At 24.4% G+C, this 13,784-nt stretch carries 10 protein-coding genes; 1 reads left to right on the forward strand and 9 read right to left on the reverse strand.

Going from position 1 to position 13,784, the window contains the following annotated elements:
- Positions 1-309: 309 nt before the first annotated feature.
- From BN346_RS05610 to BN346_RS22050, 7 genes are all read right to left on the reverse strand, one after another.
- Complete coding sequence (locus BN346_RS05610; protein WP_034440358.1) at positions 310-1,431, reverse strand: DegT/DnrJ/EryC1/StrS family aminotransferase; 1,122 nt, start codon at positions 1,429-1,431, stop codon at positions 310-312.
- 13 nt (positions 1,432-1,444) lie between these two features.
- Positions 1,445-2,626, reverse strand: coding sequence for a DegT/DnrJ/EryC1/StrS family aminotransferase (locus BN346_RS05615; protein ID WP_034440361.1), 1,182 nt, complete (start codon positions 2,624-2,626; stop codon positions 1,445-1,447).
- 71 nt (positions 2,627-2,697) lie between these two features.
- Entirely contained in the window at positions 2,698-3,897 is a 1,200-nt protein-coding gene (locus BN346_RS05620; protein WP_034440362.1) for a MerR family transcriptional regulator, read from the reverse strand.
- 482 nt (positions 3,898-4,379) lie between these two features.
- Positions 4,380-6,116 carry a GGDEF domain-containing protein gene (locus BN346_RS21140; RefSeq protein WP_034440364.1) on the reverse strand — a complete coding sequence of 579 codons (1,737 nt, stop codon included), beginning with the start codon at positions 6,114-6,116 and terminating at the stop codon, positions 4,380-4,382.
- Between the two features lie 453 nt (positions 6,117-6,569).
- Positions 6,570-8,438 (reverse strand): tetratricopeptide repeat-containing diguanylate cyclase, encoded by a 1,869-nt coding sequence (locus BN346_RS21145; protein ID WP_148361082.1) that lies wholly within the window; start codon positions 8,436-8,438, stop codon positions 6,570-6,572.
- A gap of 356 nt (positions 8,439-8,794) precedes the next feature.
- Positions 8,795-9,172, reverse strand: coding sequence for a class I SAM-dependent methyltransferase (locus BN346_RS22195; RefSeq protein WP_341350016.1), 378 nt, complete (start codon positions 9,170-9,172; stop codon positions 8,795-8,797).
- 5 nt (positions 9,173-9,177) lie between these two features.
- The gene (locus tag BN346_RS22050) at positions 9,178-9,504 is read right to left on the reverse strand and encodes a class I SAM-dependent methyltransferase (protein WP_242838398.1); all 327 of its coding nucleotides are present in this window, start codon (positions 9,502-9,504) and stop codon (positions 9,178-9,180) included.
- A gap of 266 nt (positions 9,505-9,770) precedes the next feature.
- Between BN346_RS22050 and BN346_RS05640 the strand changes: the two genes are divergently transcribed.
- Complete coding sequence (locus BN346_RS05640) at positions 9,771-10,475, forward strand: VanZ family protein (protein WP_034440369.1); 705 nt, start codon at positions 9,771-9,773, stop codon at positions 10,473-10,475.
- Positions 10,476-10,590: 115 nt separating this feature from the next.
- Here the strand turns inward: BN346_RS05640 and BN346_RS05645 are convergent, their stop codons facing one another.
- Together BN346_RS05645 and BN346_RS05650 are read right to left on the reverse strand one after the other, a co-directional pair.
- Positions 10,591-11,310 (reverse strand): DUF434 domain-containing protein, encoded by a 720-nt coding sequence (locus tag BN346_RS05645; protein ID WP_034440371.1) that lies wholly within the window; start codon positions 11,308-11,310, stop codon positions 10,591-10,593.
- 35 nt (positions 11,311-11,345) lie between these two features.
- Positions 11,346-13,718 carry an ABC transporter ATP-binding protein/permease gene (locus tag BN346_RS05650; RefSeq protein WP_034440373.1) on the reverse strand — a complete coding sequence of 791 codons (2,373 nt, stop codon included), beginning with the start codon at positions 13,716-13,718 and terminating at the stop codon, positions 11,346-11,348.
- Positions 13,719-13,784 lie beyond the last annotated feature (66 nt).

The raw sequence follows: 13,784 nt of genomic DNA on the forward strand, positions 1-13,784 counted from the left end.
TTTCAAGACCTGAACCCAAGGACGGGTTCAGCGACTGCCTAGACAGGACGTCGTGTGAACTAAATTTAGAAATATGTAATTCAAAATTCAATGTATATTTTTCATAAATCAAGGAAATAATTCACATCAATAATGGCATTTTATTAATGTGAATTGCTGAAGAAGAGTTATGAAAAATAGACTAGAATTTAATTACATAGCTCTGAATTCAGTTCACTTATAGCCGTTTAGTTTTGGAAATAAAAAAAGCCACCATAAACTTAACTTTTACTAACTAAGTTTATAGCAGCTATTTCTATTTATATATAATTATTTTCTGTAGAATTCTCTTATTTTTTCACAAACATAATCTACTTCATCCATTGTTAATTCTGGATATATTGGAAGTGCTAGTATTCTTTCTGATACTCTTTCAGCTACAGGGAAATCTCCTTTTTTATATCCTAAATAACTAAAGCAGTTTTGCATGTGTAATGGAATTGGATAGTATATACTAGTTCCTACACCATTTTCTTTTAGATATTCATTTAACTCATCTCTTTTTTCACAAGTTATATTAAATACATAGTAAACTGGTATTTGATCACCTTTTATTTTTGGTAATGTTATTTCTGGAATATCTTTTAATCTTTCAACATATGCATCATGAATCATATTTCTCTTTTCTATTGATTCATTTATATATTTTAATTTTACTCTTAATACTGCAGCTTGAATGTTATCAAGTCTTGAGTTATATCCTATATATTCATAGTGATATTTTTTCTTAGCTCCATGAACTCTTAACATTTTAGTAGTTTCTGCTAATTCATCACTATTTGTAACTATCATACCACCATCGCCATAAGCTCCTAGTGTTTTAGTTGGGAAAAATGAATACATACCCATATCACCTATAGTTCCAGCGTGTCTATAAGTATCTCCTTTTCCTTTCCATTGCATTCCAAAACCTTCTGCAGCATCTTCAAGAACAGATAAATTGTGTCTTTTAGCTATATCCATTACATCATCCATGTTAGCCATTTGGCAGAAAAGATGTATTGGAAGTATTCCTACTGTATCTTTTGTTATTCTTTCTTCAATTTTTGTAGTATCTATATTGAAAGTATCTTCATCTATATCTACAAACACTGGTTTTCCTTTATGCTTTGCAAGACATGAAGTTGATGCTAAGAATGTAAATGGAGAAGTTATTATTTCCTTTCCATCTTTGTATCCTAATATATCAGATGCCATAACTAATGCGTCTGTTCCTGATGCAACACCAATAGCATGGTTTACATTTGCAAAATCTTGTATTTCTTTTTCAAAAGCTTTTACTTCTTCACCTAAAGTTTGAACTCCATTTTTTATTGAACCAAGTATTGCTTCATTAAATTCAGCCATTTTTTCTTCATATTCTCTTTTTGAAGTATAAAATCCTACTTTCATTTTCTTATCTCCTTTATTTTTCACTTATTATTTTTTCTACTATAGCTATTAACTCATTTACTAGATATTCTGCATCATCTAAAGATAATGTAGAATACACTGGAAGAGATATTTCATTCTTATATTGATTATATGCATTTTCATAATCTTCTATTTTATATCCTAAGTTTTTATATAATGTAAACATAGGAAGTGGTGTAAAGTGAACATTTGTAGCTATATCTTTTTTAGCTAATGCTTCAATAACTTTGTCTCTATCTACTTCTTCAAAGCCCTTTATTCTTAATGGATATAAGTGATATGATGTTTCCATTTCTTCATTTTTTGAAAATGGTATAATAGCCCATTCTTTATCTTTTAATGCACTACTATAAGTACTAAATATTGCTCTTCTCTTTTCAAGCATATTTTCATATCTTTCAAGTTGTCCAAGTCCTATTGCAGCATGTAAATCAGACATATTACATTTAAATCCATCTGTTAATATATCATATTTCCATGCTCCTGCTTTCATTTTTGATAATGCATCTTTAGATTGTCCGTGTAATGATGTGTATTTTAATTCACGATATAAATCTTCTTTTCCGTGGAAGTTATTATCATTAAATGTTATTCCTCCACCTTCTGCTGTAGTTAAATTTTTAACTGCATGGAATGAAAATACATGGAAATCATATTGAGCTCCAACTTTATTTCCTTTATATGATGCTCCAAATGAGTGAGCTGAGTCACCTATTAATATTATGTCTTCTCTATTTAATTTTTTAAGTATACTTCTTACTTTATCATAATCTAATGGTACACCTGCAAAATCTACAGTTATTATAGCCTTTGTTTTATCTGTAATTGCATTTTCTAATTTGTTTAAGTCCATTAGGAATGTATCTTTTTCTACATCTACAAATACTAATTTTGCATTTCTATGTAAAACTACACTTGCACTTGCTGTATAAGTATAAGGAGTTGTTATAACTTCATCGCCTTCTTTTATATCAAAAACTTTTAGTATAAGCTCCATACCTGAAGTTGCACTGCTTACTGCTACACCATGATTGGCATTACAGTACTTACTCATTTCCTCTTCAAATTTAGCAACTTTTGGTCCTGAAGTAATCCAACCTGATCTTAAGACCTCAACTACTTTTTCTATTTCATTTTCTTCTATATCTGGTGGTGAAAAAGGTATTTTTCTCATTTTGAAATCTCTCCTTTTTATTATTATTTTTATCTATTTTTCAAAATTTTAATACTTTTTAAGTATTTTAATTATTTTTTGCCTCTAAAATATCCTGTATCTTTTGATATATAAATATATTTATTATGCTCTTTTTCTTCCTTTAATATTTTCTTTAAAGTTTCTAATTTAGTATCATTAAGTTTTTTTACTATATCAATTTCCATAGAAACTATATAATCTATTAATGCTTTTTCTTCTGTTATCTTAAGATTATCTATATACCTTTTACTTTCTACTTCTCTAAAAAATTTTGACAAAATTTCAAATCCATTTTCAAGTCTGAACTTATCAGTTAAATTAAAACTTTCTGCCTCTAAAATGCTTTTATCTATCTCTCTTAAAAACTCTCTCATCTCCATCATATGCTTTTTTCCCACAGTTGACGCATACATATAACCATCTTTTTTTAATACTCTTTTGATTTCCAATAAAGCCTTTTCTATGTCTTTTACATGATATAACATATGGTTAGCTATAACTATATCAAAAGTTTCATCATTAAAAGAAATATCTTCAGCATTCATATTTTTAAATTTAAATCTTTTCACTTTTTCATCTAAATTTAATTGTGCATCTAAAATCATTCCCTCTGAAAAGTCAGTTAAATAAATTTCCCAATTATCAGGTATTTTGTCGTAATTTTTTTCCCATAAACTTGCATCGCCACAGCCTAACTCTAAAATCTTACATGGTTTATCTAATGGTAATTCTTCAAAGAACCATTCCATCCAGCCTTTTTTATTATGACTAAATTTATCATGTATATTTATTCTAGCCTTCAAATTTGATGCATTTTTATATTGTTCTATCCATTTATTATCTTTATTTATAAGACTTATTATGTTAATAAACTTATTCCAATTTAAATTTTTATCTTCTTCTATCATATTTAAAGTTTCATCTATAGCATGAATTACATTAAATTCATGATCTATTTTTTCTTTAATTATCTTTTTTTGTATTTGTAATGATCTTTTAAAATCATTATCATTTAAATCTTCTTTAAGAATATCTTTTATTTCGTCTAAAGATAATCCAATAAATTTTAATGTTAATATTTGTTGAAGTTTAGGAAAGTCTTCTTTTGTATAAAGTCTATACCCTGCTTCATTATATGATGATGGCTTTAAAAGTCCAATTTTATCATAATACCTTAAAGTTCTCATTGTTATTCCAGATTTCTTGGCAAACTCACCAACAGTTAAAGTATCCTTCACTTCTTCTTTCATACTAACAAAATTCACCTCATTTTAAACCTAATTTATGGATATATTTTATTATTTATTTAAATTTACTATACTTAAATATTAAACCTTGACGTTACGTTAATGTCAATACTTTTCTTTAAATTAATTTTTTTCCTATGATATCTAATAACTTTAATTTTTTATCTTATAACCATTTCATAGTTTTAAATACATATCTATTTAAAACTAAAATTAATTAAAAGTAATACTCCTAATTAGTCATATTTTCTATTTTAAAAGTATACTATTAAATATAGGCAAACTTAATATGCCTATATAATATTTCATATCTTTATAGATAGATACATTGGAATTTTAATATTCTTTCCACCAAACACTATTCATACAAGTGTTTATCCAATGTATCTATTTTTCTATTTTACACTGTAATTTATAAAATTTAAAATTATTAAAGAGAGAAGAAAAATACTTCTTCTCTCTTTAAATTTATTATAATATTAAATTTAATATACTACTCTATTTTTACCATTATTCTTAGCTAAATATAAATTTTCATCTGCTAGTTTAAGTACATCCTTATTTTTACTTTTAACACCTATTCCTAAACTCAGTGTAATTTTTAGATTATCTTTTAATCTAACCATCTCCATAAGACTTCGTATATTTTCTGCTAAATCTATAACATATTCTATATGTTTATTTTTCACTAAAATACAAAATTCTTCTCCACCATATCTAAATAAAAGTTCTCCATTATCTAATAAATTATCAATAATTTTTGCAGTATTTTTTAATACTAAATCTCCTGTATCATGTCCATACATATCATTTACTTTTTTAAAGTCATCTATATCTATCATTATAACTGATATATTTTCATTTCTAGCTATTGCTTTGTAATACTGATAATCAAAACATCTTCTGTTATAAATTCTAGTAAGTCCATCTATAATAGTTTGTTTTTTTAAACTTTTTAATTTTTTTATTAAAAAACTTATCACAAAAGATACAGTAATAATACAAATCATCAAACTTTTATAGAAAATTATTTTTCTATCATTACTTTTGATTAATTCATCTTCTTTTTGCAAATTATCCACTATATATCTTCTATTATCTTCATTTCTCTTAAATTCATCTTCTTTGTATGCTTCTATTAACAATTTTTGATAATTTGCTCTTGACTTATCATCACCTATTTTATGGTAAGTACTGATAAGCTTTTCATATACTTTAATTTTTCTCCTGTCAAATTCATGTGAAAGTTTTAAACATTCTTTATAGTATTCTATAGCTTTTTCATAATTGCATTTTGCTAAATTTAAATCACCCAAACTTAATATATAGTAATAATTAGTATATATTTCTGTAATAATATTTTTATTTTTTAATTTTACATCACTTAATAATTTTTCAGCTAAATCAAAATGTTCTTTTTTTATATTAACATTAGCTTCAATTATTTTTCGCATATTTATAAAATCATCTGTAGCATTGGCCTTATTTTCTTTTTGCAAATAATCCATATAACAAACTGTTTTTAACGCCTTTTCATGCTGCTCTGTATCTTCATATAACTTAACTAATTTCATTAAAATATAATGTTTTAAATAAACATTTTTATCATTACTCTTATCAAGCATTTCAAATGCCTCTACTATTGATTTTTCTCCACTTCTATAATCATTAATCTCACAGTAATTACTTCCTAACTCTCCTGTTAATTGTGCTAAAGAATACCTATCTCCTAATTTTTCAGCAAGTTTAATTGCCTTTAATATGTACTTTACAACCATTGAGTAATTTTTATCTATACTGTAGCACTCATAATAATTTTTATATAATTCTAATTTAATTTCACTTGATAAATTATGTATATTGCTCTTTATATATTCTAATTTACCTATTCCTATATAACCTTTTCCTGATGCAACTGCAAGATATTTTGCCATATTCATAATAGGTTTATACACATAACTATATTGATTTTTAGGTATATATTTAAAAGTTTTATTATAAACTTCATTTGCTTTTTCATAGTTCCTTTCAAATGCCCAACATTTAACTAAAAATTCTCCATTATATGAAATTGCAAGTAAATTCTTCTCACTTTCTATATACTTCATAGCCTCTTCAAAATACTTTTTAGCATTATCAAAATCATTTTTATAATAACTAAAATACCCTAGTATGAAATATTTTTCAAAAGTATCTTTTTCATTTATTATTTTAATTCTCACATCTTCAATATATTTATTATTTATTATCTTATTATCATTAGCAGAATCTACTATTCTATCTATTATTTCATATTTATTATTATTTTTATTAAATCCAACTAACCCAAAACTACATATTAATATGATTACTACAAATATTTTTTCTCTCGATTTTGATATGCTTGCTATGATTACTCACCCCTGACACTAAAAATACCTTTTATATACCAATTTTTATCTTATATCCTAATAATATATATTTTTTCATATATTAACATAAATCATATTATATCATTTTTTTATTGTAATTTGAAATTGCTTACTACTATATTATTTATATAATAAAGCCCTATATTAACACTAGTTTTTCTATAAATATAAAATATTTATTAAATTTTATTGATTCCATTCTTAATAATATCTATAAACAAAAAATATATAAAAAAGAACACTATCAAAGTAGATAATGTTCTTTTAATATACAACTTTATTTTTCCCATTTTTTTTAGCTATATATAATTTTTCATCTGCATTTTTGACTATATCAAAACCATTTCCTTTAAATCCTATTCCTAAACTAATAGTGACTTTCAAATTCTCTTTTAGTTTAACTGAATCAGTAAAACTTCTTATATTTTCAGCTAAATCAATAACTTCATTTTTTGTTTTTCTTGTTAAAATACAAAATTCTTCTCCACCATATCTAAATGCTAAATCATCCTCTTCCAAAAAATTCGTTATAATCCCAGCTATAGTTTTTATCACAAAATCTCCTGCATCATGTCCATAATTATCATTTATTTTTTTAAAATCATCTATATCTATCATAATTACAGAAATACTATTATCCTTTAAAATAATCTCATTAAAATAGAAGTCAAAATATTTTCTATTATAAATACCAGTAAGTTCATCTGTTATGTTTTGCTTTTCTAAAAATTTTAATTTTCTCATTAAGAATTTAATTATCATCAATGATAATATAATAATTATCAATAAAATCTTATACACTACTAATTTATTATCATTATTTTTTATTAGTTCATACTCTTTTTCAACATTATTGATTATATTATCTATATTTTCTTGATTTCTAATAATTTCATCATCTTGATATTTATTTATTAATATATTTTGATACTTAGCTTCAAGTTCCTTATTTCCTAAGTTTCTATATGTATTTATAATTCTATTTATTAAATTCACTTCTAAAATATCAAACTCTTTAGATAAATTCAAAGAATTCTCATAACATTTTGCAGCACCTTCTAAATGACCTTGTTTTTCATGTAGTTTCCCTAAAGTCACATAATAAAAATAATATGTATAAAAACTATCTGTTTCTTTATTATCTATCATTTTAGATATATTAGATAGTAAATTGCTTGCAACTTCAAATTCTTCTCTATTTATATGCTTATTTATCTCTAATAAATCAATCATTTCTTTAAAATCTTTTGAGATTTCAGCACCCAATTCACCATGAAAATTTTCTATTTCATATGCTATCTCTAATGCTTCTTCGTATTCTTCTAAATCTAATTTCAAATTCAATAAACTCATTAGAACATAATTTTGTAAATATGTATTTTGCATATTATTTTCCTTTATTATTTCTAAGGCATATAAAATATGTTTTTCACTTTCTTTATAATTTCTAAGTTCACAGTACATTGTCCCTAAATCACTCATTAAATGAGCCAAATTGTAATTATCCCCTATTTTTTCTGATAATTTTATTGCTTTTAATAGATATTTTACTGACATTGAATAATTTTCATCAAAAAGATAACATTGATAATATGTTTTATATATTTGAATTTTAATCTCATCAGATGCATATGATAAATATTCAGTTATATTGTCCAATTCTTTTATTCCAACTTCACTTTCACCAGATGCAAAAGTTAATCCATTAGCCATATTAAGAATAGGTTTATAAACAAGATTATATTGTCTAGTAGGTATATATCTACACGTAAGTTCATAAACCTCCCTAGCTTTTTCATAATCTCCACTTATTGATAAGCATTCAATTAAAAATTGTCCATTATATGCAATACATAATAAATCTTTTTCATCTTCTATATAATCAATAGCTTTTTCAAATTTTATTTTAGCTTCAGAAATTCTGTCGTTATAATAATCACAATATCCTAATATAAGATATTTTTCAAAACTTTCCTCATTATTAATAACCTTTTCTTCAATACTATCAACATAACTTTTATCTAAAATTTTCTTGTCATCATTATTTTTTATTATTTTATCTATAATAATATAATCATCAAAATATATTTCATTTTGTTTAAACTTAATTACAACAATACAAAGTAATATCATAGTTCCAATATAAATAAATAAATTAAACTTTTTATTGTTAAATATAATTTTCACCCCTACCTTAATAACTTCAGATGCACTTCTATATTCGTATATTTTTATATTTATATTATAGTATAATTAAAATTTTACATATACATTTAAATTATTATATATCTATTCAAAATATTATATATATGATTATATATGTAATAAAAAAGCATATTTTCATAGTCATTCTTCTATAAACTAAATTCTAGATCGAATTTTTATTTAATTTTTTAACTGATGTTTATTTTTGATATTATTTATATAATTTCTGCAAAATAAAAAAAGCTTTCATTTTGTTGAAAACTTTCTTTAAAAATATATTAGTTTTATTTTCTTGCAATTATTATTACTGTATTTTCTTCTTTAAAATTTTCTAATAGCTCTACTTTTTCAAATCCTGCTTTTTTCATAGCATTAATTTCATGTTCTAAAGTTAAAGGTGTATCAAAATGAACAAAAACATCCTTGCCAACATTATCTCTTTCTTTTCTTCTTTCACACTCTAAAAATAGTAAATTTTCTATTTCTTCTGTTTTTGCAATATAATCACATTCAATATAACATCCACCTTTTTTTAAGCACTTATAAATTTTTTCAAATATATTTACTTTCTTTTCTTGCTTAAAATGATGTAAAGTTTCAAATGATATAACTGTATCATACTTTTCTATACCAAAAGGCTCTATGAAATAATCTCCACAAATTAACTTTAAATTTTTATCACCATGTTTTTTTCAAGTTCATCTAACATAGTTTTTGTTAAATCAATACCTGTTACATTAATGCTTGGAAACTTTTTAAATATATAATCTAGTTCAATTCCAGTTCCACAGCCAATATCTAATATATTTTGTGTATTTTTAGGAATCAAATTAGACATACATTTATAATATTCCCTCCATATATTTATCATATGTTTTTCATATCCATCTATTCGTTTTGTAAAAAAGCTTTCCATTTTTTCAACTGGCTCATCCTTAGTTTCATTAAGCCAATTTTTTAAGCCCTCTAAATATACTTTATCTTCTTTCTCCATAATCCTCATCCCCTATGAATTTTTAGTATAAACATTTATATCTTAAAGCCCCCATCTTATATAATATATACTATAGATAAAAAGCTTAAAGTTCTACCTTAAGCTTATTTCATAAAAAACTATAATCCAATTTTATAATTTTTAAAGTTATTTTTATTTAATATTTTTTATATTATTTTACTTTATTGTAATCTATTTGTATTATTTTATTAATTTCGCTTTGTTATAATTATTGTAGTTTAATAAAACATTAAAGGAGCAATAGCATGGGGGATGGTGATTTATTTAAAAGTATAATTATAACTATTCCAATAATGGTTTTAATTGTTATATTTTTGAAAAACAACATAAAAACTAAATATAAACCTTTATCCATAGTTGGATTGTTTATATTTACTTTATTTATTTTGGCTATATTTTCAATAACAGGCATTTCACCTATGAGTGGATTTCATACAGATATTAGGTTAAAGGAAATATCCTTAATTCCATTTAACGAATCTATAGGAATGATTTTAGACATTCCTAATTTAATGAAAACTGAACATATTTCAATTGGAATAGCAATTTTAGGTGTATGTTTAAATATAATAGGTAACATATTACTGTTTTGTCCAATAGGTTTCTTTTTACCATTATTATGGAATGATTTTAGAAAATTTTCAAAAACAGTTATATTTGGATTTTTAGTATCTTTAATAATTGAATGTTCTCAATTATTTTTAATTCGTACTACTGATATAGATGACTTAATATTTAATACTTTAGGTACAATGATTGGCTATTTATTTTTTAAAGTTTTTAAAAAATTATTTCCAAATTTCTCTAAAAAATTCACCTTACAATATAGTATCCAATCAAAAACAAATTCTAAATTATTACCTATACTTTGTTTTATAGTTCCATACTTAATTATTGTATCGCTAGGTTTTTATCAGCGTTCTATATTAATATCCAATATAGGTAAATAAAATAGCTACTCTTATTATTAATATAAACTATCAAACTATCACTTTTATAAGTATTAAAACACTTATAATGAAAAGAGATTGAAAATCACTATATTTTCAATCTCTTTTTATTATCTTAAATATATAATTTACTAAAATCTATAACATTAAGTTCAATATTTAACTCCTTTAAAATTTTATCATTTAAATTATAAAAGCTTTTGCATTTATCTAATATAATAGCATCACTAGATATGACATTTTCTTTTGTCTCTAATACTTTATCTACACCATTTATATTTTCCACTTCAACTTCAAAGTTTGCAAAAGATAATTCTTCTAATATTTTCATTTTTAATCTACCTGAATTTGAAACTGGTGCATCTAAATAAAATATAGCCTTACTAATTTTATATTTTTCTAGCATATTTTTAATTAATTTAATAGCTACATAAGTTTTATCTATAACTGAATATGTACCTCTAAGTCCTGCTAAATCTCTTATAGTTCCATCCATAGACTTTATAACTATTGATTTAGACAATGCTACTTCTAATGTTATTATTGTATTAAATCCATCTATATGTACTATTTCACCTAATAAATCACACTTTATTTCCTTAGATTTTCTTAATGTAATATTTTCTTCTTTTGAAATACCTCTTACAAGTGCAAGTCTTTGTCTTTCAGATAAAAGATAATGATTTCCTACAAATGTAGATGCTCCTTTAATTTTATAATCTCTATTTAAAAGATATAATAAATCTTCTCCAGCAATAATCAATTTATTAATACTTTCATCTGAAAACTCTTTTTCATCATTTAAAGCATATCCTCTTCTAATATCTTTAGTCATAAAAATATCCTCCCATCCCAATTTTAAAAAACATTTTATTCTGATCTTAAAGCCTCTACAGGATCCTTTTTAGCTGCCATTTTGGCTGGAATCATTCCACCTAACATAGTTAACGAAACACTTATAATTACAAGAAGTATTGCATGCATTGGATTAAGCTTTGCTACTGATTCTAACTGAGTCATATTGTAAATAATATTATTTATAGGAATTGTTAATAAGTATGCAATAATTATACCTAAAATTCCAGAGCATGTTCCAATTAAAAATGTTTCAGCATTGAAAACACGAGTAATATCTTTTTTACGAGCGCCTAAAGCTCTTAAAACTCCTATCTCTTTAGTTCTTTCAAGTACAGATATATAAGTTATAATGCCTATCATAATTAAAGAAACAACTAATGATATAGCTGCAAAGGCAATTAAAACTAATGTTATAGCATTCATAAGTCCACCTATTAAATCTGTAAATGTTTTAGCCATATCTGTATATATAACTGAATCTTCTTTGCTTTTTCCATTATTCCAGTTATTTAAATAATCTAACACTTCATCTTTATCATTAAAATCTTTTGGATAAATAGTAATTAGTGATGGTGTACCTATAGCACCAAAACTTGCAAGTACAGACTCCTTAGTTATAGGTGCTGATGCAATTTGACCACTTATCATTTGATTTACGTTCATCATAGGATTTACTGAATTATTCTCTAAAAATTTTTCACCAGTTAATACATTATAATTAACTTTTTTCTGTTCCTTAACTATTTCTGAGTTTTGTGCATTATCTATGAACTTTATTGATAATTCATCTGAATGAGCTATTCCTACTGGAATTATATCGATTTTACTACTATCATTTGCCCTAATAACACCTACTATTTTTATAGTAATAGCATTTTTATTGTTATATAAATCTATTAAATTGCTAGGATTACTGTTTATAATAAACGTATCTCCTACTTTCTTGTAATAATCATTATTAAATATTACTTTAAATTCTTTTCCTATAACATCATCAAAACTAACACTTTCTTTGCTTGAATCTATTCCAAGTTCATCTAAAATTGAATAATCTACTCTGTTCTTATTATCCACAACCATAACTAAATCAGTAATTTCTCTAGGATATGAACCTTGTAATAAATTATAATTATTTTCTAAATAACTGTCACCATTGCTGTTTAAAGTATCTGGATATGCTGAAAAGTTTATTAATGATTGATTTACAGGTTTTGAAATATCACCATCTAATCTTAATATATTCATATTTACAAGCCTTGTATATGAAATTCCAGCAAGCAAATCAGAACTCATATTTTCTATATAATTTATATATTCATCTGAAAATATATTGGTATGTACCTCAATTCCTTCTAATGGATCATAGGGATATATAACCTTTTCTTTTACACTATCTTCATCTTTAGAAATACCAAGAAATTCATTTCTTTGTTCCTTCATAGACTCTACATCAACTTCTGAAGTGCTTTCTGTAATCATTATTGGAAAACCTGATAATGTGTTACTTTCAAATTCTGATATTTGTTTTTTAAATCCATTAGATAGTGATAATACTAAAGCTATACCTATTATTCCAATACTTGATGCAAATGCTGTAAGTGCTGTTCTCCATTTTTTAGTTGCTATATTTCTTCCTGAGAGTTTTAATGCTGTTATAAAACTCATACTTGTCTTTTTTAATTTGTAATCTTCATTTATAGCACTTTCACTTGCTTCATTACTGTCGGATATAACATTACCATCTTTAAATTCAACTATTCTATCTGCATAATCTTTAGCAAGTTCTGGATTATGTGTAACCATAATTACAAGTTTTTCTTTTGCAATTTCTTTTATTATATCCATAATTTGAATACTTGTTTTTGTGTCTAGTGCACCTGTCGGCTCATCTGCTAGTATTATATCTGGGTCATTTGAAAGCGCTCTAGCTATTGCTACCCTTTGCATTTGTCCACCAGATAACTGATTAGGTTTTTTATGTATATGTTCTTTTAGTCCAACTTTTTCTAGCACTTCAGTTGCCTTTTTATGCTTTTCTTCATTAGAAATTCCACTCAAAGTCATTCCCATTTCAACATTTTCCATAATACTAAGATGAGAAATTAAATTATAACTTTGAAAAATAAATCCTACGCTATTATTTCTATAGGCATCCCAGTCAGAATCTTTAAAATTCTTAGTTGATTTACCGTTTATAATCAAATCTCCATCATCATAATTGTCAAGACCGCCTACTATATTTAAACATGTAGTTTTCCCTGAACCACTTGGTCCTAAAATTGCTACAAACTCCTTTTCTCTAAACTTTAAATTTATTCCATTAAGAGCTATTTGCTTAAAATCTCCAGTTGTATAACTTTTATAAATATTTTTTAACTCTAGCATATAAAAATCTCCTACCTTCTAATTTTCAAATTACATATAATAAGTATTTGTATTAGAATTTATTAT

The sequence above is a fragment of the Clostridium ihumii AP5 genome, assembly GCF_000612845.1.
GTDB lineage: Bacteria > Bacillota > Clostridia > Clostridiales > Clostridiaceae > Clostridium_J > Clostridium_J ihumii.